Source organism: Streptomyces sp. NPDC088923 (assembly GCF_044749745.1).
Taxonomy (GTDB): Bacteria; Actinomycetota; Actinomycetes; order Streptomycetales; family Streptomycetaceae; genus Streptomyces.
Map to the genome: position 1 here is coordinate 17,697 of NZ_JBIVIO010000003.1, position 24,175 is coordinate 41,871.

Here is a 24,175-nt window from a genome sequence, read left to right on the forward strand (position 1 = left end):
GCGATCGCGCGGCGGGCCGCCCGTGCGGGGCAGCCCTCCCTGTGCCCACCCTTCCCTCCCCGCCGCGGGCAGGGTCACCTGCCTTCGGCGGAGGGGAGGCGTGCGGCGGGTGGCACGGGCGCGCCTTGCGGGTGTGTCAGTGTTGCTGTCTGCTGCCGGCCTCCACGATCGCGTTGTTGATGACCTCGTGGATCTGGGCCGGGTCGTCCACCTTGAAGCCGGAGCCCCCGGTGGCCGAGCCGATCGCCTTCACGTCGTCCCCCGCCGCCTCGGGGCCGACGGCGATGGCCACGAGGGGGAGCGGGTGGGCGGGGTCGGCGAGTTCCCTGAGCTCGGTGAGGAGGGCGCCGCGGGTGAGTGAGCCGGGGTCCTCGTTGGTGCCGTCCGTGAGCAGGACGACGGCGTTGAACTTGTCCGCCGCGTAGCCCTTGCTCGCCTGCTGGTAGGCGGCGAGCGTCGTGTCGTACAGGCCCGTCGCGCCGCCGGCCTGCGGCTGGAGCGATCCGAAGGCCGCGGTGAGCTTGTCGCGTTGGGTGACGCCCTCGCCCTCGCGGGCGCCGAGCCGGTCGGTGGGGACCAGCTCGCGGTAGTCGCGATTCCCGTCGAGCCGGGTCGAGAACTCCCACAGCCCGATGTCGTCGGCGGGCGTGAACTGCGCGAGGGCCTGGAGGAGCGAGGCCTTCGTGACGTCCATCCTGCTCTGCCCCCGCCCGGGTACCGGCTCCGCCATCGAGGGCGAGGCGTCCACGACGACGAGAAGCCGCGCGCTCTGCACCGTGATCGTCCACATCCCGCGCGTCTCCTGGAGGGCCTTCGCCGAGGGCGGCTCGGCCGTCGGCGAGGTGTACGGCTGCGGCTCGCGCGCCCCGGCCGCCTTCGCCACGCCCTCGTCGGCCTCGCCGCCCTCGGGCCTGAAGCCGGCCGCGCGCAGCAGGCGCTGCCCCCGACTCTCCTTGAGAAAGGTCATGAAGCGGACCGCGGCCCGGCTCTGCTCCGTGCTCAGCTCGGTGTTGTCCGGGATGACGTAGGGGTAGTCGAGGGCGGGGGAACCGCCCTCGGGATAGAAGAGGTCGAGTGCGCGGTCGCTCTCCCTGTTGCGGGTGTACGCGCGCTGCTCCGTGAGGATCAGGGCGTCATTGCGCTTCGGGTTGCCCGACTCGGCGCCGGAGTCATCGCGGGCGAGGGTGTCGAGCAACCGCGTGTCGCTGTCGACCGTGCGCTCGGCGAGGATCTTCGCCGCGGCGGCGACCTGCGCGCTGCCGCCCTCCGCCTTCCCGGCCTGCCCGGCGACCTCGGTGAGGGCGAGCAGTCCCGTGGCGCTGCGGGCGGGGTCGGCACTGCCCAGCCGCAGGGAGTCCCCCTGCGAACCGGCGGCGGCGAGCCGCGCCCACGAGTACGTTTTCTTCGGCCAGCCCAGTGCCTTCGCCGCCTTCTCGGTCATCCCCACGGCGACGGGGGTCGAGGCGATGGCGCCGGTCGGCGAGACCCGCGAGGAGTTGCCGCCCGAGTTCGCCTGGTCGACCCACAGGCTCGCGTCGGGCACCCAGGCCTGGAAGCCGGGGTCCTTGCCCGCCTCGACGCGCTCGGCGACCTTCGAGGAGTCCTCGGCGGTCACCTGGACGTCCAGGCAGTTCCCGTCCGAGGTGACCTTGTGCTCCTTGGCGTAGTCGGCCGCCTCCCGCAGGGCGGGCGCGATGTCGGGGGACGCGCTGACCCGCAGGTCTATCGCGTCGTCCGCGCAGCTCCCACCGAGGGGTATCAGGCCGCTCCGTACCGCGATGCCCGTCCCGGCGACGACGGCCACGACGAGGACCGTGGCCAGTGCGACCCTTCTGCCGCGGCCGCGGCTCCTCGGTCTGCTGCGGGTGCCGTGCTCCTCCACGGCCGCCTTGTGACGTCCCATACCGGTGGTGCCCTTCTTCCTTCTCGCTCTCAGGCGCGGCGGCCGTGGGGGGCCCGCCGACGCCACACGTGCGGTCTCCGTCGTGCGCGTGCTGACTGGTGCGGTGGAACGGGGGCGGTCGCCGGCCGCGCGGGACCCCGTGATCCCACAGGGACTCGTGGTCCCCTGAAGGCGGCCCGGCGAGGCGCCGGACAGGTCCGGGCGGCGCTGAGGGTGAGCGCCGGCGCGAACCTCGGATGTGCGTGCGAGCCCTGAGGCTCGGTCGGCACCCTAGCCGGGCGATGATGAGGATGAGGCAGGATCGGTCAACTGGAGGCAGCTGTGCCCGTTGAGGAGGGCCTGGTGGCCGGAACTTTTCCCGACGAAGGGTCCGCGAGACGAATTTTCCGTAACGAGACGCTGCTCGTCCTCGCGCTCTCGCTCGGCGCGAGTGGCGTTTCCGCGCTGATCAGCTTCATCGGTTCGGTGACCCGTCCCGGGGGTCTCAAGGACCAGGCCGCCACGATGAACGCCTCGGCCGCGCCCGGGCGTCCGTGGCTGGATCTGGCGTGGCAGCTCTTCGGGATCGCGAGCGCCCTCGTCCCGGTGGCGCTCGTGCTGCACCTGCTGACGCGGGAGCGGGCGAGCGCCCGGGATCTCGGCTTCGATCTGCGCAGGCCCTGGGCCGACCTGGGGCGTGGCGCCGTGGTCGCCGCGGTGGTCGGCAGTGTGGGCATCGCCTTCTACCTGGGGGCGCGCGGGCTCGGCTTCAATCTCACGGTGGTGCCCGAGGCCCTGCCCGCCGTGTGGTGGAAGTACCCGGTCCTGGTGCTCTCCGCGGTGCAGAACGCGGTGCTCGAAGAGGTCATCGTCGTGGGTTATCTGCTGCGCAGGCTGGGGCAGTTGGGGTGGAGCCCGATGGCGGCGCTGGTGGCGAGCTCGGTGCTGCGCGGCTCGTACCACCTCTACCAGGGCATCGGCGGCTTCTTCGGGAACCTCGCGATGGGGGTGCTCTTCGTGCTCCTGTACCGCAGGTGGGGGCGGGTGGGGCCGCTCGTCGTGGCGCACTCCTTCCTCGACATCGGCGCCTTCGTCGGCTTCGCGCTGCTCGCGGGCCGGGTGGACTGGCTGCCGACGGGGTGAGGGGCGCGCCTCGGTACGGGCAGCACGGGCGCGGCGTACGCGGGAGGGGCCCGGCGCGCGTGGCGCGCCGGGCCCCTCCGTACTCCCGTGGGGTGACGGGCGTTCAACCGGTGATTCAGTCGGTGGTTCGGCCGGTGGTTCAGTCGGTGCCGAACTCCATCGCCGCGCGGTCCAGCATCTCCTCGTCGCCGTTCGCCGACGTGGTCTCGCCGCGCGCGGCGATCGCCTCGGCGCCGCCTTCGGGCAGCTGCCCGATGAGGCCGGTCGCGGCGGCCTGGGCGGCGCCGAGCGCGGGCTTGCCCTCGCCGGAGCCGATGAGGCCGAGGCCCGCGTACTGCTCCAGCTTGGCGCGCGAGTCCGCGATGTCGAGGTTCCGCATGGTGAGCTGGCCGATGCGGTCGACCGGGCCGAAGGCGGCGTCCTCGGTGCGCTCCATGGAGAGCTTGTCCGGGTGGTAGCTGAAGGCGGGGCCCGTGGTGTCGAGGATCGAGTAGTCCTCGCCGCGCCGCAGCCGCAGCGTCACCTCGCCGGTGACGGCGGCGCCGACCCAGCGCTGGAGCGACTCGCGGACCATGAGCGCCTGCGGGTCCAGCCAGCGGCCCTCGTACATGAGGCGGCCGAGACGGCGGCCCTCGTTGTGGTACTGGGCGAGGGTGTCCTCGTTGTGGATCGCGTTGACGAGGCGCTCGTAGGCGGCGTGCAGGAGGGCCATGCCGGGCGCCTCGTAGATGCCGCGGCTCTTCGCCTCGATGATGCGGTTCTCGATCTGGTCCGACATGCCGAGGCCGTGCCGGCCGCCGATCGCGTTCGCCTCCATGACGAGGTCGACCGCGGTGGCGAACTCCTTGCCGTTGATCGCCACCGGGCGGCCCTGGTCGAAGCGGATCGTGACGTCCTCGGGGAGGATGTCCACCTCGGGGTCCCAGAAGCGCACGCCCATGATCGGGTCGACCGTCTCGACGCCGGTGTCCAGGTGCTCCAGCGTCTTCGCCTCGTGGGTCGCGCCCCAGATGTTCGCGTCCGTCGAGTACGCCTTCTCGGTGCTGTCGCGGTACGGGAGTTCGTGGGCGAGGAGCCACTCCGACATCTCCTTGCGACCGCCCAGCTCGGTCACGAAGTCGGCGTCGAGCCACGGCTTGTAGATCCGCAGGTGCGGGTTGGCGAGCAGCCCGTACCGGTAGAAGCGCTCGATGTCGTTGCCCTTGAAGGTCGAGCCGTCGCCCCAGATCTGGACGTCGTCCTCCAGCATCGCCCGCACGAGGAGCGTGCCGGTGACGGCGCGGCCCAGGGGGGTGGTGTTGAAGTACGCGCGGCCGCCGGAGCGGATGTGGAAGGCGCCGCAGGACAGGGCCGCGAGCCCTTCCTCGACGAGGGCCGCGCGGCAGTCGACGAGACGGGCCACCTCGGCCCCGTACGCCTTGGCGCGGCCCGGGACCGAGGCGATGTCCGGCTCGTCGTACTGGCCGATGTCGGCGGTGTACGTGCACGGGACGGCGCCCTTGTCGCGCATCCAGGCGACGGCGACGGAGGTGTCGAGACCGCCGGAGAAGGCGATGCCGACGCGCTCGCCGGCGGGCAGGGAGGTGAGGACCTTGGACATAGGGAGAGCATGCGCGTCTCCGCATGGTTATGCAAATCCTGCCCGGGGGGCGGCGGATGCTGGCGCTCCGCCCCAGCCGTGGAAAGACTCGGGGCTCCGCCCCGGACCCCGCTCCTCAATCGCCGGAGGGGCTGGGTTGGTGGGCCCCGCTCCTTAAAGGCCGGAGGGGCTGGGTTGGTGGGCCCCGCTCCTTAAAGGCCGGAGGGGCTGGGTTGGTGGGCCCCGCTCCTCAAAGGCCGGAGGGGCTGGGTTGGTGGGCCCCGCTCCTCAAAGGCCGGAGGGGCTGGATTTTTGGCCGGGTTTTGGCATCATTGCGACGCATACCTCCGCAAATGTTCCGCCGTCAGCGTCTTTCCCTTCGCCACCAGCTCCTTCGGTGTGCCCTCGAAGACGATCTCGCCTCCGTCGTGGCCCGCTCCCGGGCCGAGGTCGATGAGCCAGTCGGCGTGGGCCATGACGGCCTGGTGGTGTTCGACGACGATCAGGGAGGTGCCGTTGTCGACCAGGTGGTCGAGGAGGGTGAGGAGCTGGGTGACGTCGGCGAGGTGGAGGCCCGTGGTCGGTTCGTCCAGGACGTAGAGGGCGGGGGCCTTCTTCGCTCCGAGGTGGGTGGCGAGCTTGAGGCGTTGGCGTTCGCCGCCGGAGAGCGTGGTGAGGGGCTGGCCGAGGCGGAGGTAGCCGAGGCCGACCTCGGCGAGGCGGGCCAGGACGCGGTGCGCGGCGGGGGTGCGGGCCTCGCCCTCGCCGAAGAAGGCGGCGGCCTCGTCGACGGTCATGCCGAGCACCTCGCTGATGTCGCGGCCGCCGAGCCGGTGGGCGAGTACCTCTGCCGCGTACCGCTTCCCTTCGCACACCTCGCACGTCACGGCGACGCCCGCCATGATCCCGAGGTCGCTGTAGACGACGCCCGCGCCCTTGCAGTGGGGGCAGGCGCCCTCGGAATTGGCGGAGAAGAGGCCGGGGGAGACGTCGTTGGCCTTCGCGAAGGCCTTGCGCACCGGGTCGAGCAGCCCCGTGTAGGTGGCGGGGTTGCTGCGCCGCGAGCCCTTGATGGGGCTCTGGTCGACGGTGACGGCGTCCGTACCCGGCGGCAGCGAGTCGTGCACGAGGCTGCTCTTGCCCGAGCCCGCGACGCCGGTCACGACCGTGAGCACGCCGAGGGGGACATCGACGTCCACGTTCCGCAGGTTGTGCGTGCGGGCGCCGCGGATCTCCAGGGTGCCGTTCGGCTTCCGTACCTTCTCCTTGACCGGGGTGCGGTCCGTGAGGTGGCGGCCGGTCGTCGTGTCCGAGGCGCGCAGACCTTCGACCGTCCCCTCGAAGCCGATCTCGCCGCCCGCGGCTCCCGCGCCCGGGCCGAGGTCCACGACGTGGTCGGCGATGGCGATCGTCTCCGGCTTGTGCTCCACGACGAGGACGGTGTTGCCCTTGTCGCGCAGCCGGAGCAGGAGTTCGTTCATCCGCTGGATGTCGTGCGGGTGCAGTCCTGCCGTGGGCTCGTCGAAGACGTACGTGACGTCGGTGAGCGAGGAGCCGAGGTGGCGCACCATCTTGACGCGCTGGGCCTCGCCGCCCGAGAGCGTGCCCGCCGGGCGGTCGAGGCTGAGGTAGCCGAGACCGATCTCCACGAAGGAGTCGAGTACCTGCCGCAGGGCGGAGAGCAGTGGTGCGGCCGAGGGCTCCTCCAGCTTCGCGAGCCAGGGGGCGAGGTCGCTGATCTGGAGCGCGGACAACTCGGCGATGCCCTTGCCGGCGATCTTCACCGACCTGGCCTCCTCGCTGAGCCGCGTGCCGTCGCACTCCGGGCACGTCGTGAAGGTGACGGCCCGGTCGACGAAGGCGCGGATGTGCGGCTGCATCGACTCGCGGTCCTTGGCGAGCATCGATTTCCTGATCCGCGGCACGAGGCCCTCGTACGTCATGTTGATGCCCGCGATCTTCATGCGGGTCGGCTCGCGGTACAGGAAGTCGTGCAGCTCGCGCTCGGTGAACCCGCCGATCGGCTTGCCCGCGTCGTAGAGCCCCGACTCCGCGTACAGCCGCGCGTTCCAGCCGCCCGCCTTGTAGCCGGGCACGAGGAGGGCGCCCTCGGCGAGGGACTTCGACGCGTCGTACAACCGCGTGAGGTCCATGTCCGTGACCGCGCCCCGCCCCTCGCAGCGCGGGCACATGCCGCCCGTGCGGTGGAAGGTGACCTTCTCGGCGCGGGCGTGCTCCTTGCCGACCTTGAGCGCGCCGCTCGCCTCGACGGTCGCCGTGTTGAAGGAGAAGGCCGCGGGGCCGCCGATGTGCGGGGAGCCGAGGCGGCTGTACAGGACGCGGAGCAGCGCGTACGCGTCGGTCGCGGTGCCGACCGTGGAGCGCGGGTCGCCCCCCAGGCGCTGCTGGTCGACGACGATCGCGGTGGTCAGTCCGTCGAGCACGTCGACGTCCGGGCGGGCGCGATTGGGCATGAAGCCCTGTACGAAGGCGCTGTACGTCTCGTTGATGAGGCGCTGCGACTCGGCGGCGACGGTGTGGAAGACGAGCGAGCTCTTGCCCGAGCCCGAGACGCCCGTGAAGACCGTCAGGCGCCGCTTGGGGATCTCGACGCTGACGTCCTTGAGGTTGTTCTCGCGCGCGCCGAGGACCCGGATCAGCTCGTGGCTGTCGGCGGGCGCGGGCGCGGGCGTGGCGGGGATGCGGGGCTGCGTCATGCGGGAACTCCGTCCGTGCGGGGCGGGGTGGCGCGAGGCCGGTCGTGCCGACCCTACGGGCGGGCACCGACAACGGGCCGGGACTTCTCCGCATCCGGGCGGGACGGCGCTGCCCGGTGGGTGAGGTGGGCGGCTCTCAGGCGTGCGCGATCACGCGGCGGAGCGCGGCGCGCGCGGGCGGGCCCCAGGAGGTCTTGCCGCCCGGGCGGCCGTGTTCTCCGGCGTGGGCCACATGGAGCGCGGCGACGGAGCGGGCCACCACCCAGCCGCGGGCACGGCGCAGGAGGGCCCGGTCGGGGGCGTAGGCGGCGAGGAAGGCGTCGAGCGCGCCTTCGGGCAGGATGCTCCAGGCGCCCGCGAGGTCGCAGGCGGGATCGCCCGCGCACAGATCGCCGAAGTCGATCACGCCGCTCAGGGTGCCCCGCGCGGTGACGACGTTGGCGGGGTGCAGGTCGCCGTGGAGCCACAGGGCGGGCCCTGCCCAGTCGGGCGCCGCGAGTGCGTCGTCCCAGACGGCACGCACGGCGTCGGGCTCAGGGAGGAGGCCCTTGCCGACCGCTTCGGCGAAGCCGTGCGGCAGTCCGTCGGCCGGGCCGGTGAGCGGGGCGCCGCGCCCGAAATGGCCGGTGGGGGCGGAGGCCGGGGCGGGACGGTGCAGGGCGCGGAGGAAGGCGGCGAGCGCGGCGGCCGTGGCGGGGCCGTCCGTCGCGGGCACGTGGTCGCCGGGCTCGCCGGGCACCCACGTGGTGATCATCCACGCGCGGGGGAAGCGGGCCGAGGGCTGCCCGAGAGCCCGCGGCCTCGGTACGGGCAGGGGCAGCCGCTCGGCGAGCGCGGGCAGCCACGTCAGCTCCTCGCGCAGCAACGCGTCGGCGCGCTCCGTCGCCCACGGCACCCGCACCGCCAGCTCGTCGCCGAGCCGCCACACCTGGTAGTCCCAGCCGCGCGCGCCGGCCCCCAGCGGAAGCTCCGCGAGTTGCGGGAACTGCTCGCGCAGGAGCGCGCGGAGGAGGTCTGCGGTGATCTCGGGCGGGTTCATGGGGGGAAGGACGGGGCGGCGGGACGGAACGGTTCCGGCCCGCTCGCGGACTCAGGCCCTCATGCTTTCCCTCCGGCGAGCCCCAGCCCGTCCATGTAGTCGCGTACGTGCGTGAGCAGCCCCTCGCGCACGCGGAGGATCAGCAGGCCGGGGACCGTGAACGCGGCATCGCCCTTGGCGGGCAGCGTCGCCACGACGACGTGCTCGGCGACGAGCACCCCCGGGTCACCGGTCTCGTGGACCGAGACCCGCCGGACCTCCCGCACCCGTACGGGACTGGCGCCCCAGGCTGCCGCGTACCCCGCGCGTACGGCCTCGCGCCCCTCGTAGCGCGCGGGGAAACCGGGCGAGGTGAAGGGGAACTCGTGCACGGCGTCCGGGGCGTAGAGGTCGGCGAGATCGTCCGCGGACTTGTCGAGCATGGCCTGGTAGTAGCGGTTCAGCACCTCGTGCGGGGTGCGGACGGCGGGGGTCTCCGGTTGCGGCACGGCAGGGGTCCCTTCATGCGGCGCGGGTGTGCGCGCACACGGTAATGGCTCGGCGGCCGGCCCGTCTCGGCGAATATTCCCGCGCCGGGCTTGTTCGTGCCGGTGGTCTCGTCGTCCTCTCGAAGCCGGACGACGGCAGGCGCGACACCCGTCGTGCGCGCCTGCCGCATCGCGGCTTTCAGGCCCGCGGTGCCACGCGGATACGGTTCCCGTCGGGATCGGCTGCGAGGAACGTCGGCCCGAACCCCAGATCATGAGGCTCGCGCAGGATCGTGACGCCCTTGGCCCGCCACTGCTCGAAGATCGCGTCGACCTCGTCGGGCCCACCCCCGTGGAGGGCGAGGCACACCTCACCGGTGCGCGGGACGTCCGGTGCCAGATTCTCGAACTGGCCGGACCACAGGGCGAGGTCAGCGCCCGGCCCGAGGTCGAAGGTGATGTATCCCGGAGTCTCGAACGAGGGGCTCATGCCGAGGAGGTCGCCGTAGAAACGAGCCGCGGCGGGAGCGTCGTTCACGTAGACGATGGACAGCACGGATGTGGTCATGGTCGTTCCTTCTCGCAGGTCGTGGATACGCGTCCATCAGCCTGACCGGGATATGCGCCGCATCCTGTCGCGATTCCTGAAGAAAATCGGGGTGTGACCCCAGACCGCTTCTTCTCCCTGATGCTGCTCCTCTCATCGAGGGATGCCGTGACCACGCGGGAACTCGCCTCGGCGCTCGGGGTGTCCCTCCGCACCATCACCCGGGACCTGAACTGGCTCCGCGACGCAGGTCTGCCGGTGACCGCGCAACGGGGCCGCCTCGGAGGGGTGACCATGATGCCCGGGTCCGGGCTCGATCTCACGCGACTCACGCCGGGCGAGCGCGATCATCTCTCGCTCACCGGGCTGGACGAGAAGCAGCGTGCGGAGCTCGACACATCCGCCGAAAGCCGGCGGGCGCTCTCCAAGATCGCCGCCGCATCGTCACGTCGAGTTCATGAGCTCCCGCCGCTCGCCGACGTGGTGCACGTGGACAGCCGTCCCTGGCTCCGGGCGCATGACTCCGGCACGACTCCCGCTTCGCTGATCGGCCCGGTGCGGCGAGGTCGTCGGCTACGGATCGAGTACGCCGGCTCACGCGAGCCATGCCCACGCGAGCTGGTCGTGGATGCTTACGGGCTGTTCGCCAAGGCCGGGACTTGGTACCTCGTCGCCGACTGTGCCCGCGTCCCACGGATGTATCGACTCGAACGAATCAAGACGTGGAAAGAAGTCGACCAGCCGCGCCGGACCCGTGAGGGACAGACCCTCGCCACCGTCGCGGCAACGCTCGTCGATCAGTGGGAACACCGCCACGCGATAGAGGTCAGCGCCACCATCGACCGGACCCAGATCGAGCGAGCGCAGCGGATCTTCGGTCTACGACTCGTCCGGGAGGACCGTGAGGAATCCGCCACCGGCCACAGGGTGACGATCCGCTTCCCGTGTCTGGAGGACGTGCGAGCACTACTGCCGTTCGGGAGCGCCATCACCGTGCACGGCCCCACCGAAGCCAGGGCCCACCTCCGCGACCTCGCCACCAGCCTTGCCCACCACTATGCGCCGCCACCGACGGCCTGACCCGCGACACCCAGTAGGCGAGCGATCGACCACGGTCACGGACGGCCGACGCGGAGGCAGCCAGCCTTCACCGCGACAGACGGAATGGACCGGATGAATCGGATGGACCGGGCTGATCGGGCAGGACGGTCGGGCCTACGACTCGGCGGTGCTTGCGTTCGACTGTTCATCGATATATCGTTGAGGCATCGCGAACGGATCGCGATACGTCTCCGATGGTTGGAGGCGTAGTCGATGAAGAGAAGGAGTGAGTGTCATGCGTGGTTACGGACACGACTTCGAGAACGGCATGCAGGCCATGCGCGCGATGCGCGACATGGGAGAGGCGCGCGGGCGCGGTCATCACGGCGGCGGTCGCGGGCGCGGTGAGTACGAGGGGCGGCGGGGCGCCTTCGGGCCGTTCGGGCCCGGGCACGGCGGCCGCGGTGGTCCCGGTGGCTTCGGTGGGTTCTTCGGCGGGCCCGGCGGGTTCGGGCCCGGTGGACCTGGCGGGCCCGGCGGACGGCGGGGGAGGGCGCGGCGCGGTGACGTGCGCGCCTCGATCCTCGCGCTCCTCAAGGACCGCCCGATGCACGGCTACGAGATGATCCAGGAGATCGCCGAGCGCAGTGGCGGCGCCTGGAAGCCGAGCCCCGGTTCGGTCTACCCGACCCTCCAGCTCCTGGAGGACGAGGGCCTCATCGTCAGTCGCAGCGAGGGCGGCAAGAAGCTCTTCGCGCTCACCGACGAAGGCCGTACCGCCGCCGAGGACGGGCCCGAGGCCCCCTGGGAAGAGGCTGGCAAGGGCGTCGACTGGGAGGCCCTCGGCGAGATCCGCCAGGCCGGTTTCGGGCTCATGGAAGCCTTCGGGCAGGTCTGGAAGACCGGCAGCAAGGAGCAGCGCGACCGCGCCGTCGCCGTCCTCAACGAGACCCGCAAGCGCCTCTACCTCATCCTCGCCGAGGACGGGGAGCCGGAGGGCGCCGCGGGCTCGGAGGGTACGGGGAAGGACGCGAGCGGCGGCAAGGACGACGCCGCGGGCGAGCGCCCCTCCGGTGACTGAGCGCCGGGGCCGCGGCCCCGTGCGCACCCCCGGCGAAGGGCCCCGTACCTGTGAGAGCGTGCGGGGCCCTTCGCCGTTCCCGTCTCCGCCGGGTGGGGGAGGAATCTCCTCCGCAAGGAGGAGGGAGCAGCTCGAAAGCCCCGCCCTGCGCGGGAGGCGAGAACAGTCCCGTCCGCCGATGATCGGGCGGCGGCTCTGTGGTGAAGTGGAGGACGTGCAGCGTTGCAGTGCGTCGGTACCCGAACCCCCTGACACCGCCCCGGACCCCGGGGCGGGGCTGAGCGGAGCCCTCGCCGGGATCGTCTCGGGCGCTCGCCGCCGCGCCCTGCGCGACGGCGACGAGCAGATCGACACCGCGCACCTGCTCCACTCCCTCCTCCAGGAGGACCCGCGCTGCCGCGAGGTCCTCCGCCCCCACCTGGCCCGCCTCCTCGGGCTGCTCGTGCAGCGCAGCATCGGGTACGGGCTGCGCTGGCAAGGCACCGTCGAGGACTCGGGGAGCCTGCCCGCGCTCGGGCACGCGGGCTGGTCCCCCGCCGCGAGCCTCGCCATGGACAGGGCCCGCGAGCGCGCGGCGACCCGCGGCGGGACGCGCGACCCCCGCCCCGTCGACCTCCTCGCCGCCCTCGCCGCCGACCCCGACTGCCGCGCCGTCGCGCTGCTGCGGGACGCGGGCGGGGAACCGGAGCCGCTGCTGGCCGCGCTGGACGAGGACGAGGCGCCCGGCCATCGCGAGGGGGACGAATACGTCCGGCCTCTCGACGTATCGGACCTGCGGGCCCGGCACGGCGAACCGTAGGAGCGCCTTTCAGCCCTCACCCCGTCAGCACCAAAGCGCGTGACGCGCCTGACGGCTCCTGTCATGATGTCCCCGTTCGCCGGCCCGAGGGGGCACAGGCGGGAGGGCGGGACGATGAGCGGGACGGGGACGCGGGAGCGCAAGAGTGTGGGACTGGGGCTCGCGCTCGTGTCCGCGCTCGCCTTCGGTGGCTCGGGGGTCGCGGCGAAGCCGCTCATCGAGGCCGGGCTCAACCCGCTGCACGTCGTGTGGTTGCGGGTCGCCGGCGCGGCACTCGTACTGCTCCCCGTCGCGTGGCGGCACCGCGCGCTGCCCCGGGCGCGGCCCGGACTCCTGCTCGGGTACGGGCTGTTCGCGGTCGCCGGCGTGCAGGCGTGCTACTTCGCCGCGATCTCCCGCATCCCGGTCGGGGTGGCGCTGCTCGTCGAGTACCTGGCTCCCGCGCTCGTGCTCGGCTGGGTGCGGTTCGTGCAGCGCGGGCGCGTGAGCCGCGCCGCGGCCCTCGGCGTCGTGCTCGCTGTCGGGGGGCTCGCCTGCGTCGTGGAGGTGTGGGCAGGGCTGCGCTTCGACGTGCTCGGTCTGCTGCTCGCGCTCGGCGCCGCCTGCTGCCAGGTCGGCTACTTCGTTCTGTCGGACCACGGCACGGAGCCGGCGGGCCCCGCGGACCCCGCGGAGGAGGTGGAACGGGCCGGACCCGGGCAGGCCCCGCCCTCGCCCCTCGGCGTCATCGCCTACGGTCTGCTCGTCGGCGCCGTCGTCCTCACCTTCGTGGCGCGGCCCTGGGGCATGGACTGGGGCGTGCTCGGCGGGCGGGCGGAGATGAACGGGGCCCCCGTCGCCGCGTTCCTGCTGCTCGCCTGGATCGTGCTCCTCGCGACCGTCGTCGCCTATGCGGCCGGGGTCGTCTCGGTGCGCAGCCTCTCGCCGCAGGTCGCCGTCGTGGTGGCGTGCCTGGAGGCGGTCGTGGCGACCGTCCTCGCGTGGGTGCTGCTCGGCGAACACCTCTCGCCGCCCCAACTCGCGGGCGGATTCGTGGTCCTCGTCGGCGCGTTCGTCGCGCAGACGGCGACCCCCGCGGACACGGGCGGGGCCCGCACGGTCGCGGAGGGCGGCACCGTACCGCTGGAGGCGCGGGAGGAAGTCCCGGACGCCCCGTGAGCGGCGGTCGGAAAACCCCGGCCCTGCGGAGGGATACGGCCGGAATCCATACCGGGTGCTCTCACCGGGGACAGGGATGAAAACGGGCCCTGGCCCTCGGCTGTACCGCCGCCCCCTTCGCCGCCCAGGGTGATCACCGTGTACACGCGATCGCTCGTTCTCTCGCCTCCGGCCCGCTGAGCGCGGGCTGAGGCCACCGGCCGTTCCGTCCCGTAGGACGCGGGGTGCGGACGTCCTTCGCGCTGCCCGCAGAAGTCCCGGCACGCCGCTTCGGCGCCCGGCATCCTCTGACTTCTCGCGGAGAACCCTCTCGTGTCGTACGCGGTCTCCGGCCGCCCCGTGGGGCGCGGCCTCCTCTCCCTCGCCGTCGCGGGGCTCGCCTGGGGCACCGCCGGTGCCGCCGCCGCGCTCCTCCACCGCTCCTCCGGGCTCGGCCCGCTCTCCCTCTCCTTCTGGCGGTACGTCGGCGGACTCGCGCTCCTGCTCGCCGCGCGCGCCCTGCGGCCCGCCGTGCCCCGCCCGCGTACCGCCACCCGTCGACGGGGCGGGCTCGCGCGGACGCTCGCGCAGGGCCTGGTGCTCGCCGTCTTCCAGTCCACGTACTTCCTCGCCGTGCGCGACACGGGACTCGCGGTCGCGACCGTCGTCGCGCTGGGGTGCGGGCCCGTCCTGATCGCGCTCGGGGCGCGACTCGGCTTCGGTGAACGTCTCGGCGCGGGCGGAGTGCTCGCCGTCACGGGGGCGCTCGCGGGGCTCGCGGTGCTCGTGCTCGGCGGGGGCGGGGCGACGGTACGGCCCGCGGGGGTGCTGTGGGCCCTGGCCTCGGGCGTCTCGTACGCGGTGCTGACCCTCGTCACACGGGGCGGCGCCCGCGCGGGTGGCGGACGTGATGCCCTGACCACGACGGCGTGGTCCTTCGGGGTCGGGGCGCTCGTCCTGCTGCCCTTCGCCCTCGCCGAGGGCGCGCTGCCGGGCCGCGCCGGACTCGGCACCACGCTCCTGCTCCTCGGCTATCTCGCCGGGGTGCCGAGCGCCCTCGCCTACGTCCTCTACTTCGCCGGAGCCGCCGTGGTCCGCTCCGCGACCGTCTCCGTGATCATGCTGCTCGAACCGGTGAGCGCGGCGGTCATCGCCGTCCTCCTGCTCGGCGAACGCCTCACGGGCGCCACGATGCTGGGTGTGGCGCTGCTGCTCGTGGCGGTGGCGGGACTGGCGGTGCAGGAACGGAGGGTGGGGGTCCAGGGGACACGGGGGCGGGACGGCCTTCCGGTGGAAGGGCCCCCCGCCCCCGTACCGCCTCAGCGCTTCAGGTAAGCGGGCAGCGGGACCGAGGGGTCCAGGTCCGCGGCCGGTTCCGGGGTGCCGTACGTCTGCTGGACGGGGACGACGCCCGACCAGAAGGGGAGGGTGAGGTCCTCGGGCTCGTCGTTGGGGCCGCCGGTGCGGAGCTTGGCGGAGACCTCGTCGAGGTCGAGGCGGAGGACGGCGGTCGCGGCCAGTTCCTTGGCGTTCGCGGGGCGCGAGTCGGCGGCGCGCCCCGCGACGACCTGGTCCACGATCGCGTCGAGCGCCGTACGCCGCTCGTCCTCGTCCGTCACCTGTTGGGCGACCCCCTGCACCACGACAGAGCGGTAGTTGATGGAGTGGTGGAAGGCGGAGCGGGCGAGGACGAGGCCGTCGACGTGGGTCACCGTGAGGCACACCGCGAGCCCGGGGTCCCGGCGTGCCGAGCGCAGCGGTCGCGAACCGGTGGAGCCGTGCACGTACAGCGTCTCGCCCCGCCGCGCGTACAGCGTCGGCAGGACGACGGGCGCGCCCTCGCGGAGGTAGCCGAGGTGGCAGAGGTAGGCGCTGTCGAGTATCGCGTGCACGGTCGGCCGGTCGTAGCGGGCCCGCTCGGGGGAGCGGGTGGGCTTCGTGCGGGGCGTGGGGCCGTAGGGCTCGGCGGGCTCGGTGGTCATGCGGGTCTCTCCTCGCTGCGGACGCGCGGCTCGCGGTGGGACGACTTGCGTTCGTGATTGCACTAGTACAAAATGCTGTTTGTGCTAGGAGAGTATCGGATTTCCGGGCGGCGTGCCGCCGATATCGCCGCTGACGTGGAACAAGCCGTTGGTCGTGGGGAGTTGGGGCCCGGCGATGTGCTGCCGCCGATGCGTGAACTCGCCGCGGACCTCGGGGTGAACCCGAACACGGTGGCCGCCGCGTACCGCACGCTGCGCGAGCGCGGGGTCATCGAGACGGCGGGTCGGCGCGGGAGCCGGGTGCGGGCGCGCCCGGCCACGACCTCGCGCGACGCCGCCAGGATCGCCGTCCCGCCCGGCGCCCGCGATGTCGCCTCGGGCAACCCCGACGTGGCGCTCCTGCCCGCGCTCGCCCCCGCCTTCGCCGAGGCCGCGGCGGCGGGGGACGCGGACCCGGTGCTGTACGGTCGCGCTCCCCTCGACCCCTCCCTCGCCGCGCTCGCCCGCGCCTCCTTCACGGCGGACGGGGTGCCGGACGGCCCGGTCGCCGTCACCTCGGGCTCGCTCGACGCGATCGAACGCGTCCTCGGCGCCCACCTGCGCCCGGGGGACGCCGTCGCCGTCGAGGACCCGGGCTGGGGGAGCCTCCTCGACCTCGTACCGGCGCTCGGGCTGCGCGCGGTCCCCGTCGGCGTCGACGAGGACGGGCCCGTGCCCGCCGACGTGGCGCGCGCGCTCGACGCGGGGGCCCGCGCCCTCGTCGTCACCGAGCGCGCCCAGAACCCGACGGGCGCGGTGCTCACTGCCGAACGCGCCGCCCTGCTGCGGGAGTCGCTCGCCGCGCACCCCGAGACGCTGCTCGTCGAGGACGACCACGGGCACGGCATCGTCGCGGGCCCGCCCGTGCCGCTCGCCGGCACGACGCGGCACTGGGTCTTCGTCCGCTCGGCGGCCAAGGCGTACGGGCCCGACCTGCGGATCGCCGTGCTCACGGGGGACGAGACGACGCTCGACCGGCTGCGCGGCCGGCAGCGGCTCGGGCCCGGCTGGGTGAGCCACCTGAGCCAGCGCGCCCTGGCCCACCTGTGGCGTACGGGCGCGGTCGATCCCGTACGCGTCGCCGCCGCCTACGACGCGCGGCGGGACGCCGTCCTCGCCCGGCTCGCGGCGCACGGCGTGCCCGCGCGCGGCCGCAGCGGCATGAACGTGTGGGTCCCGGTCCCCGACGAGACCGCCGCGGTCGCCCGACTGCTCACCGAGGGCTGGGCCGCGGCGCCCGGTGCCCGCTTCCGCCTCGCCTCGGGCCCGGGCGTCCGCGTCACGGTCTCGGGACTCCACACCCCCGCGCTCGACGCGCTCGCCGACGCGCTCGCGCGGGCGGTGGGGCGGGGGGCGGGGGAGCCGAGGACGTACGTGTGAGGGGCGGCGGGTTCCCGTGCGCGGTGTGGGGCCTTCGCGGTCTCGGCCCGGGCCCGTACCGCCCCGCGTCCTCAGGCCAGCTTGATCTTCCCGCCCGTGACGTCGAGCTTCAGCTCCTCCAGCGGCGACGTCGCGGGGGCGTGCTTCACCGAGCCGTCCTCGATGGAGAACTTGCTGCCGTGGCAGGCGCAGTTGATCGTGCCGCCCGAGACCCCGGCGACCTGGCAGCCCTGGTGCGTGCAGACGCTCGTGAACGCCTTGAACTCGCCCTTCGACGGCTGGGTCACGACGACCTTCGCGTCCGTGAAGATCTTGCCGCCGCCCTCCGGGATGTCCGCCGTACTGCCGAGGGTCGTGCCGTGCCCGCCCGCGGCGGACCCGGACGAGCCCTTGCCGCCGGAGCCCGAGGAGGAACCGCCGCATGCCGCGAGGAGGGCCGCGAGGCCGCTGGCCCCCGCGGTGGCGACGAAGGTGCGGCGCGAGGCGCCGGAGGGGTGGAGGAGGGTCATGCGGGTTCCCTTCCGGGACACGGGGACGCGTGAGGCGACACGGGGACGGGGCGGGCGCGCGAGGCGCCGCCCCTATTGTCCGCCCTGTCGCGGTGTGCCGGCCGGCCGGGGCCGCTCACTCTCCGTCCACCGAGACGCCCAGCGCCCCGCCGAGCCACCGCACCTCGTGCCGCAGCAGCGCGGCGGCGAGCGGCGTACCGGTCACGCCGTGCCCGGCTCCGGGCAGCGGCAGCACCTCGTGGGGGCGCCCCGCCGCGAGCAGCGCGGCCGAGAGCCGCAGCATGTGGGCGGGGCTCACGTTCTCGTCGGCCAGACCGTGCACGAGCAGCAACGGGCGGCGCAGGCGCGGCGCGTCGTCGAGGAGGGAGGAGGCCCGGTACCCCTGCGGCAGCACCGCGGGATCGCCGAGGAACCGCTCCTCCCAGTGCGTGTTGTAGAGGGCCCGGTCGGCGGGCGCCGCGCCCGCGACCGCCGCGTGGAAGGTCTCCGGGTGCCGCAGCACCGCCGCGGCGGCGAGGTATCCGCCGTAGGACCAGCCCCGGACGCCGACCCGCCCCAGGTCCAGGTCCGGGCACCGGCCGGCCGCCGCGCGCAGGGCGTCGGCCTGGTCGGCGAGCGCGGCCGTCAGCCGGTCGCCGTGGATCGCGTACTCCCAGGGCGCGCCGCGCCCCGGGGTCCCGCGCCCGTCCGTGATCAGCACCGCGAAACCGTGCTCGGCGAACCACTGCGCAACAGCCGCCCACCACGTCCTCGCCCGCACCACGAGCCCCAGACCATGGCCCGCGTACGGGCTCAGGAGCACGGGCAGCCGCGTCCCGGGCGTGTGCCACGAGGGCAGGAGCAGCGTGCTGTTGAGCGCGCGGGCACCGAGACGCAGATAGCGGGGGCGGGGGAGGACGAGAGGCGTGTCTTCGAGGGAACGGAGAAGGGCGGTACGGGGCTCCGCAACAATGCCCGCGCTGCCCCCGCTGCCCGCGCCCCCCGCGCCGCCCCCGCCTCTGGCGCCGCGCTCGACCGCCCTGCCGCCCGCGCCGCTCGTGACCCGTACCGTACGGCCCTCCGGGCCGAGGCCGTCGAGCACCAGCGTCGGCCCGCCCGCCGCGCCCTCGTACACACCCGGTTCGGGTCCGCTCAGCCGCGCGGGCGCGGTCCCCGGTGTCCACGCCCACACGTGGACCTCTGTCGGGTCCGTACCGGCGCGCAGCAGCACCTCCTCGCCGCGCGCCCCCAGCACCTCGCGCACCTGAAGGCCCTCCGGGGTCGTCTCCGCCGCGGCCGCGAGGCCGCGCGTGCCGTCGCCGAGGACGCGCGCCGTCACGAGGGTGCCCGCTTCCGTGCGCAGCGGCGCGCCGGGCAGCAGGGAGACCCAGTACGGGTCGTGCTCCTCGGCGAGCGTGCGCGCGGAGCCGTCTGCCGGGTCGAGCGCGAGGGTGCGCACCGTGCGCTGGTCGCGGGTCTGGACACTCGCCCAGGGGCCGTGCCCGTCCCATCCGGCAGCCGCCACGTACTCGAAGGCGGGCGCGTGCCACGGGGCTCGCGGGTGTCCCTCGTCCGCCCGCCCGGGGAGCGCGACCCGGCGGGTGCCGCTCCCGTCCGCCGCGACCAGGTGCAGGCTCGTGACGGCGTTCGCCGTGCCGGCCGCGGGGTAGCGCAGTACGCGCGGGGGCAGCTCGGGGTGCGCGGGGTCGCCGAGCCAGCGGCGCGCGACCGCGCTCTCGTCGGTACGGGCGACGAGCAGCGCCGTGCCGTCGGGTGCCCACCAGTACCCTTCCTCGCGCCCGATCTCGTTCCGCGCCACGACGTCGGGGAGCCCGTACGCGACATCCGGGCCCTCCGGCGTGAGGAGGCACAGCACCGCGCCCGTGCCGCCCGGCCACCGCACGACGTGCAGCGCGCCGTCCCCGACGAACGCGAGCCGCTCGCCGCCGGGGGAGAGGCGCGGCGCCCGCGCGCCACGTATCCCCGGCAGCGGACGGGGTGGGCCGGGCGTGCCCGTGTCGAGGGTGGCGAGGGCGCCGCCCGGGAGCGCGACGGCGACGTGCCGTGCCCGCGCGTCGACGGTGTACGCGGTGATCCCGGCCTCGGTGAGCGGCCGTTCGGTGTCCGCGCCCGTCTCGTACAGCCACAGCCGCAGCGCCGCGTCCGTGCCGGAGACGGAGCGCAGGAACAGGACGCGACGGCCGTCGTCGGAGACGGTGAAGGAGTGCGGACGGCCCCGGGAGAAGCGGGCGGAACGGGCGAACTGCTCGGGAAAATCGCGCAGGTGTGCCTTGGTGGGAGGGGCGGGAGTCATGGGGGACTGTAGGCACACGCGACGTACGGCTGTCAGGTGAATACCGGGTCGGTCGTCCCGGTCGATAACCTGCACCTCATGCTCACCGAAGCCGCCGTGACCCGCTATCTGACCCCGCTGCGTGAAGGCGGTTCCCTGCCCGGGCTCGTCGAGGCCGCGGACGGTGGGCTGTACGTGCTGAAGTTCAGCGGGGCCGGGCAGGGGCGCAAGACGCTCGTGGCCGAGACCGTCTGCGGGCTGCTCGCCGCACGGCTCGGGCTGCGCGTGCCCGCGCTCCGGGCGCTCGACCTCGATCCGGTCATCGGCCTCGGCGAGCCCGACGAGCAGGTGCAGGAGCTGCTCAAGGCGAGCGGCGGGCTCAACCTCGGGATGGGCTTCCTGGCCGGGGCGCTCGGCTTCGACCCGCTCGCCTACGACGTGGAGCCGCGCGAGGCCGGGCGCGTGCTGTGGTTCGACGCGCTCGTCGGCAACGTCGACCGCTCCTGGCGCAACCCCAACCTCCTCGTGCGCGCGGGCGAGTTGTGGCTCATCGACCACGGCGCCACGATGATCTGGCAGCACAACTGGCCCACGGCCGCCGCCTCCGCGCTGCGCCGCTACGACGCGCGCGACCACGTCCTCGCCCCCTTCGCCCCCGATCTCGCCTCGGCCGAGGCCGAGTTGGCGCCGCTCGTCACCGAGGACCTGCTCACCGGCATCCTCGCCGAGGTCCCCGACGTGTGGCTCGAAGGCGAGCGCGGCTTCGCCTCGGCCGACGAGGTGCGCCGCGCGTACGTGGACGCGCTCCTGCGGCGTGCGGACGGCCTGCTCGCGCGGGTCGACCTGCCCGATGAGCCCCCCGCGCCGCCGGTCGCTGCCTCGGGCTGGCGGCGGCCGGAGGACGGCGCCCCCGCGCCCGTACCGCCCGCGCCGGAGGCCGGGACGCCGCAGGTCTTCGAGTACGCGGCGCTGCGCCTCGTGCCGCGCGTCGACCGCGGCGAGTACGTGAACGCGGGCGTCGTCCTCTACCAGCGCGCCACCGGCTTCGTCGCGGCCCGCACCCGCCTCGACGTGGCGCGGCTGCGCGGCATCGACCCCGGCGCCGACGCCGAGGGCGCCGCCGCGCTCCTGCGGGCGGTCGAAGCGGTGTGCGGCGGCGGGAGCGGTGCGGGCGGGGCGGCGGGCGACGATCCGGGCCGCCGCTTCCGCTGGCTCGTGGCACCGCGCTCGGCCCTCCTCCAGCCGGGTCCCGTGCACACCGGGCTGACACGGGCGCCGGGGGCGGAGCTGGACCGGCTGCTGGAGCGGCTCGTTCCCTGAGAGACCGCTGCCCGGGCCCGTACGGGCGTGAGCTCCCGCTCCCCGCGAGCTCCGCGCGAGAGGGATCACACGCCGCCCGCAGCCCGGCCCGTTGACACCCGGTGCCACGCCTTCTAGCGTCACTCCCACCCAAGGTACTAAGCGGTCGCTCATTCGTGCGCGGTAGTGTGAGGAGCCCGCCGCGCGAGAGCCCCCGCCGTGCCGGGCGCCGAGGTTTCCCCCAGGGACGAGGAGAACACCACATGTCCACCACCGAGCAGCGCGTAGCCGTCGTCACCGGTGCGGCCCGCGGAATCGGCGCGGCCACCGCGATCCGCCTCGCGGAGGAGGGCCGGGCCGTCGCCGTCATCGACCTCGACGAGGCGGCCTGCGCGGACACCGTCGAGAAGATCACCGCCGCGGGCGGAAAGGCCCTCGCGGTCGGCGCCGACGTCTCGGACGAGGCGCAGGTCGAGGCCGCCGTCACGCGGATCGCCGCCGAGCTGGGCGCCCCGACGATCCTCGTCAACAACGCGGGCGTGCTCCGCGACAACCTGCTCTTCAAGATGAGCCTGAGCGACTGGGACACCGTCCTCGGCGTCCACCTGCGCGGTGCCTTCCTCATGGCCCGCGCCGTGCAGACGCACATGGTCGACGCGAAGTTCGGCCGCATCGTCAACCTCTCCAGCTCCTCCGCGCTCGGCAACCGGGGACAGGTCAACTACTCCGCGGCCAAGGCCGGGATGCAGGGCTTCACGAAGACCCTCGCCATCGAGCTGGGCAAGTTCGGCGTCACCGCGAACGCCGTCGCCCCCGGCTTCATCGCGACCGACATGACGGCCGCGACCGCCGAGCGCGTCGGCATGGGCTTCGAGGACTTCCAGAAGGCCGCCGCCTCGCAGATCCCGGTCCAGCGCGTCGGGTACCCCGAGGACATCGCCAACGCCATCGCCTTCTTCACCGCCGACGCGGCCGGCTTCGTCTCGGGCCAGGTCCTGTACGTGGCCGGCGGCCCGCTCAACTGAACCCCCGGAAGGACAGCACCAGATGACTGAGCAGCAGCGGCCGGACTCCGGCGAGGTCGCCCTCGTCACCGGGGCCAGCCGGGGCATCGGCTACGGCATCGCGGCGGCCCTCGTGGCACGCGGCGACCGCGTGTGCGTCACGGGGCGCGGCGAGGAGGCGCTCCAGGAGGCCGTCGAGCGCCTCGGCTCCGACCGCGTCATCGGCGTGGCGGGCAAGGCGCACGACGAGGCCCACCAGGCCGCCGCCGTCGCCGCGACGATGGAGGCGTTCGGCCGCGTCGACCACCTCGTCAACAACGCGGGCACCAATCCGGTCTTCGGCCCGATCGCCGAACTCGACCTCAACGTGGCCCGCAAGGTCTACGACACGAACGTCCTCTCCGCGCTCGGGTTCGCGCAGCAGACGTGGCGGGCGTGGCAGAAGGAGCACGGCGGCACCATCGTCAACATCGCCTCGCTCGCCGGGATCTCCGCCTCGCCCTTCATCGGCGCGTACGGGATGAGCAAGGCCGCCATGGTCAACCTCACCCTCCAGCTCGCGCACGAGTTCGCGCCGAAGGTACGGGTCAACGCGCTCGCCCCGGCCGTCGTCAAGACGAAGTTCGCCGAGGCGCTGTACGAGGGCCGCGAGGCCGAGGTCGCCGCGACGTACCCGCTCGGCCGGCTCGGCGTGCCCGAGGACATCGGGGGCGCCGCCGAGTTCCTCACCTCGGACCGCTCCGGCTGGATCACCGGGCAGACCCTCGTCCTGGACGGCGGCATCTTCCTCAACGCGGGCGTGGGCTGAGCCGGGAGCAGTACATCGCCGGGCAGGCGGGGCCGGCCGCGCGGGCCGTCCGGGTCCGACCGCGCACGCCGTCCCGGACGGTCCCGCCCCCGTACCCAGGTCGTACGGGGGCGGGCGCGGTCCTTCCGCGACCGCCTCGCCAGGGGCGTTGTCAGTGCCTCCCGGTAGGTTCGGTGCCGTACCGAGCGCACACCCGGAGGTTGTTGACGTGACCGTGACCCCTGCCGCCCCGCTGCCCGCGTCCTGGAGCGGCGTACTCGGCGAGGAGCTGGAGCAGCCCTACTTCGCCGAGCTGATGGCCTTCGTCGCCGCGGAACGCGAGGCGGGCCCGGTCTACCCACCGGCGGAGCAGGTCTTCGCGGCGCTCGACGCGACCCCCTTCGAGGACGTCAAGGTCCTCGTCCTGGGCCAGGACCCCTACCACGGCGCGGGCCAGGGCCACGGCCTGTGCTTCTCCGTGCGGCCGGGCGTCCGCGTCCCGCCGTCGCTGCGCAACGTCTACAAGGAGATGCACGCCGACCTCGGCACGCCCATCCCCGACAACGGCTACCTCATGCCCTGGGCCGAGCAGGGCGTCCTGCTCCTCAACGCGGTGCTCACCGTCCGCGAGGGCGAGGCGAACTCGCACAAGAACAAGGGCTGGGAGCGATTCACGGACGCCGTCATCCGCGCCGTCTCGGCACGCCGCGACCCGGCCGTCTTCGTCCTGTGGGGCGCCTACGCGCAGAAGAAGCTCCCCCTCATCGACACCGAGCGGCACGTCGTCGTGAAGGGCGCGCACCCCTCCCCGCTCTCGGCGAAGAAGTTCTTCGGCTCGCGCCCCTTCACCCAGATCGACGGGGCGCTCGCCGCGCAGGGCCACAAGGCGATCGACTGGCGTATCCCCGACCTGGGCTGAGCCCCGCCTGAGCCGCCCGGCCCCGGGCTGCCGTTAGCGTGCCCGTACCGCCGCCCGCCCGGCGACGGTGCGGGCGGCGAGCGGAGGCGGCGGGTGCGCGGACGGCACGAGGAGACGAGGGATCGCGGGCTCGCGACGCGGATCGGCCAGGCCGCGCTGCTGTTGCACGCGGGGGACAGGGCCGAGGCCCGCGCACGGCTCCTCGCCCTGTGGGAGGAACTGCCCCCCGGGCCGGGCCCGCACCGCTGCGCCCTCGCCCACTACCTCGCCGAGGCGCAGGACGACCCGGCCCGCCGCCTCGACTGGGACCTCACCGCGCTGCGCGCCGCCGGGCCCGGCAGCCGCTCCCTGCTGCCCCGCCTCCGCCTCGCCCTCGCCGCCGACTACGCCCGCATCGGCCGTACGAGCGAGGCCCGCGCCCACCTCGTCCGGGCCCGCGAGGCGGCCGAGGCGCTGACGGCGGGGCCTTACGCGGACGGGGTTCGGGCGGCGATCATCCGGTTGGGACAGCGGCTGGGGGCATGAAGCGGGGCAGTGCCGGGAGCCTGCCGG

General features: G+C 74.0%; 21 protein-coding genes and 1 pseudogene. 13 read left to right on the plus strand and 9 right to left on the minus strand.

What is annotated here, in order from left to right; translation table 11 throughout:
• Positions 1-136: 136 nt before the first annotated feature.
• A complete protein-coding gene (locus tag ACIP4O_RS15485; RefSeq protein ID WP_401574968.1) occupies positions 137-1,903 on the minus strand; it encodes a substrate-binding and VWA domain-containing protein in 1,767 nt (588 codons plus the stop codon).
• 321 nt (positions 1,904-2,224) lie between these two features.
• On the opposite strand from ACIP4O_RS15485, the gene ACIP4O_RS15490 reads away from it, so the two are divergent.
• On the plus strand, positions 2,225-3,025 hold the full coding sequence (locus ACIP4O_RS15490) for a CPBP family intramembrane glutamic endopeptidase (protein ID WP_401574969.1): 801 nt from the start codon (positions 2,225-2,227) through the stop codon (positions 3,023-3,025).
• A 139-nt stretch (positions 3,026-3,164) separates the two neighbouring features.
• Here the strand turns inward: ACIP4O_RS15490 and argG are convergent, their stop codons facing one another.
• The 5 genes from argG to ACIP4O_RS15515 all read right to left on the minus strand — a co-directional run bounded on the left by argG (position 3,165) and on the right by ACIP4O_RS15515 (position 9,395).
• On the minus strand, positions 3,165-4,625 hold the full coding sequence (gene argG, locus ACIP4O_RS15495; protein WP_361334141.1) for an argininosuccinate synthase: 1,461 nt from the start codon (positions 4,623-4,625) through the stop codon (positions 3,165-3,167).
• Between the two features lie 308 nt (positions 4,626-4,933).
• Positions 4,934-7,321 carry an ATP-binding cassette domain-containing protein gene (locus ACIP4O_RS15500; protein ID WP_401574970.1) on the minus strand — a complete coding sequence of 796 codons (2,388 nt, stop codon included), beginning with the start codon at positions 7,319-7,321 and terminating at the stop codon, positions 4,934-4,936.
• 136 nt (positions 7,322-7,457) lie between these two features.
• Positions 7,458-8,360, minus strand: a complete 903-nt coding sequence (locus ACIP4O_RS15505; protein ID WP_401574971.1) for an aminoglycoside phosphotransferase family protein — start codon at positions 8,358-8,360, stop codon at positions 7,458-7,460.
• A gap of 59 nt (positions 8,361-8,419) precedes the next feature.
• A complete protein-coding gene (locus tag ACIP4O_RS15510) occupies positions 8,420-8,848 on the minus strand; it encodes a nuclear transport factor 2 family protein (RefSeq protein WP_401574972.1) in 429 nt (142 codons plus the stop codon).
• 178 nt (positions 8,849-9,026) lie between these two features.
• Entirely contained in the window at positions 9,027-9,395 is a 369-nt protein-coding gene (locus ACIP4O_RS15515; RefSeq protein WP_401574973.1) for a VOC family protein, read from the minus strand.
• A 93-nt stretch (positions 9,396-9,488) separates the two neighbouring features.
• Here ACIP4O_RS15515 and ACIP4O_RS15520 point away from each other — a divergent pair, with 93 nt between their 5' ends.
• From ACIP4O_RS15520 to ACIP4O_RS15540, 5 genes are all read left to right on the plus strand, one after another.
• On the plus strand, positions 9,489-10,454 hold the full coding sequence (locus ACIP4O_RS15520; protein WP_401574974.1) for a helix-turn-helix transcriptional regulator: 966 nt from the start codon (positions 9,489-9,491) through the stop codon (positions 10,452-10,454).
• A gap of 256 nt (positions 10,455-10,710) precedes the next feature.
• A complete protein-coding gene (locus tag ACIP4O_RS15525) occupies positions 10,711-11,496 on the plus strand; it encodes a PadR family transcriptional regulator (RefSeq protein ID WP_401574975.1) in 786 nt (261 codons plus the stop codon).
• A 178-nt stretch (positions 11,497-11,674) separates the two neighbouring features.
• Positions 11,675-12,295 carry a Clp protease N-terminal domain-containing protein gene (locus ACIP4O_RS15530; RefSeq protein WP_401574976.1) on the plus strand — a complete coding sequence of 207 codons (621 nt, stop codon included), beginning with the start codon at positions 11,675-11,677 and terminating at the stop codon, positions 12,293-12,295.
• A 114-nt stretch (positions 12,296-12,409) separates the two neighbouring features.
• Positions 12,410-13,453: an EamA family transporter gene (locus ACIP4O_RS15535; RefSeq protein WP_401574977.1), complete on the plus strand. Its 1,044-nt coding sequence runs from the start codon at positions 12,410-12,412 to the stop codon at positions 13,451-13,453.
• A gap of 312 nt (positions 13,454-13,765) precedes the next feature.
• The gene (locus ACIP4O_RS15540; RefSeq protein ID WP_401574978.1) at positions 13,766-14,767 is read left to right on the plus strand and encodes a DMT family transporter; all 1,002 of its coding nucleotides are present in this window, start codon (positions 13,766-13,768) and stop codon (positions 14,765-14,767) included.
• Here the strand turns inward: ACIP4O_RS15540 and ACIP4O_RS15545 are convergent.
• Complete coding sequence (locus tag ACIP4O_RS15545; protein WP_401574979.1) at positions 14,752-15,414, minus strand: pyridoxamine 5'-phosphate oxidase family protein; 663 nt, start codon at positions 15,412-15,414, stop codon at positions 14,752-14,754. The genes ACIP4O_RS15540 and ACIP4O_RS15545 overlap by 16 nt on opposite strands.
• 81 nt (positions 15,415-15,495) lie before the next feature.
• Here ACIP4O_RS15545 and ACIP4O_RS15550 point away from each other — a divergent pair, with 81 nt between their 5' ends.
• The gene (locus tag ACIP4O_RS15550; RefSeq protein ID WP_401574980.1) at positions 15,496-16,833 is read left to right on the plus strand and encodes an aminotransferase class I/II-fold pyridoxal phosphate-dependent enzyme; all 1,338 of its coding nucleotides are present in this window, start codon (positions 15,496-15,498) and stop codon (positions 16,831-16,833) included.
• 71 nt (positions 16,834-16,904) lie between these two features.
• Here the strand turns inward: ACIP4O_RS15550 and ACIP4O_RS15555 are convergent, their stop codons facing one another.
• Positions 16,905-17,342 carry a Rieske (2Fe-2S) protein gene (locus ACIP4O_RS15555; RefSeq protein WP_401574981.1) on the minus strand — a complete coding sequence of 146 codons (438 nt, stop codon included), beginning with the start codon at positions 17,340-17,342 and terminating at the stop codon, positions 16,905-16,907.
• Positions 17,343-17,457: 115 nt separating this feature from the next.
• Positions 17,458-19,635 carry an alpha/beta fold hydrolase gene (locus ACIP4O_RS15560; protein WP_401574982.1) on the minus strand — a complete coding sequence of 726 codons (2,178 nt, stop codon included), beginning with the start codon at positions 19,633-19,635 and terminating at the stop codon, positions 17,458-17,460.
• Between the two features lie 78 nt (positions 19,636-19,713).
• Between ACIP4O_RS15560 and ACIP4O_RS15565 the strand changes: the two are divergent.
• From ACIP4O_RS15565 to ACIP4O_RS15590, 6 genes and pseudogenes are all read left to right on the plus strand, one after another.
• Positions 19,714-20,532 (plus strand): annotated as a pseudogene (locus ACIP4O_RS15565) (HipA family kinase); the annotation flags it as partial.
• Positions 20,533-20,583: 51 nt separating this feature from the next.
• Positions 20,584-20,934 (plus strand): DUF3037 domain-containing protein, encoded by a 351-nt coding sequence (locus tag ACIP4O_RS15570; protein ID WP_401575482.1) that lies wholly within the window; start codon positions 20,584-20,586, stop codon positions 20,932-20,934.
• 242 nt (positions 20,935-21,176) lie between these two features.
• Positions 21,177-21,938: a 3-oxoacyl-ACP reductase FabG gene (gene fabG, locus ACIP4O_RS15575; RefSeq protein WP_361334186.1), complete on the plus strand. Its 762-nt coding sequence runs from the start codon at positions 21,177-21,179 to the stop codon at positions 21,936-21,938.
• Between the two features lie 22 nt (positions 21,939-21,960).
• Positions 21,961-22,725 carry an SDR family oxidoreductase gene (locus tag ACIP4O_RS15580; protein ID WP_401574983.1) on the plus strand — a complete coding sequence of 255 codons (765 nt, stop codon included), beginning with the start codon at positions 21,961-21,963 and terminating at the stop codon, positions 22,723-22,725.
• 214 nt (positions 22,726-22,939) lie between these two features.
• Positions 22,940-23,623, plus strand: a complete 684-nt coding sequence (gene ung / locus ACIP4O_RS15585) for a uracil-DNA glycosylase (protein ID WP_401575483.1) — start codon at positions 22,940-22,942, stop codon at positions 23,621-23,623.
• 93 nt (positions 23,624-23,716) lie between these two features.
• Entirely contained in the window at positions 23,717-24,148 is a 432-nt protein-coding gene (locus ACIP4O_RS15590; RefSeq protein WP_401574984.1) for a hypothetical protein, read from the plus strand.
• Positions 24,149-24,175 lie beyond the last annotated feature (27 nt).

Coding starts and splice junctions, on each gene's coding strand:
- ACIP4O_RS15485 (WP_401574968.1), bottom strand. CDS start 1,903: ATGGGACGTCACAAGGCGGCCGTGGAGGAGCACGGCACCCGCAGCAGA.
- argG (WP_361334141.1), bottom strand. CDS start 4,625: ATGTCCAAGGTCCTCACCTCCCTGCCCGCCGGCGAGCGCGTCGGCATC.
- ACIP4O_RS15500 (WP_401574970.1), bottom strand. CDS start 7,321: ATGACGCAGCCCCGCATCCCCGCCACGCCCGCGCCCGCGCCCGCCGAC.
- ACIP4O_RS15505 (WP_401574971.1), bottom strand. CDS start 8,360: ATGAACCCGCCCGAGATCACCGCAGACCTCCTCCGCGCGCTCCTGCGC.
- ACIP4O_RS15515 (WP_401574973.1), bottom strand. CDS start 9,395: ATGACCACATCCGTGCTGTCCATCGTCTACGTGAACGACGCTCCCGCC.
- ACIP4O_RS15525 (WP_401574975.1), top strand. CDS start 10,711: ATGCGTGGTTACGGACACGACTTCGAGAACGGCATGCAGGCCATGCGC.
- ACIP4O_RS15530 (WP_401574976.1), top strand. CDS start 11,675: ATGATCGGGCGGCGGCTCTGTGGTGAAGTGGAGGACGTGCAGCGTTGC.
- ACIP4O_RS15535 (WP_401574977.1), top strand. CDS start 12,410: ATGAGCGGGACGGGGACGCGGGAGCGCAAGAGTGTGGGACTGGGGCTC.
- ACIP4O_RS15545 (WP_401574979.1), bottom strand. CDS start 15,414: ATGACCACCGAGCCCGCCGAGCCCTACGGCCCCACGCCCCGCACGAAG.
- ACIP4O_RS15555 (WP_401574981.1), bottom strand. CDS start 17,342: ATGACCCTCCTCCACCCCTCCGGCGCCTCGCGCCGCACCTTCGTCGCC.
- ACIP4O_RS15560 (WP_401574982.1), bottom strand. CDS start 19,635: ATGACTCCCGCCCCTCCCACCAAGGCACACCTGCGCGATTTTCCCGAG.
- fabG (WP_361334186.1), top strand. CDS start 21,177: ATGTCCACCACCGAGCAGCGCGTAGCCGTCGTCACCGGTGCGGCCCGC.
- ACIP4O_RS15580 (WP_401574983.1), top strand. CDS start 21,961: ATGACTGAGCAGCAGCGGCCGGACTCCGGCGAGGTCGCCCTCGTCACC.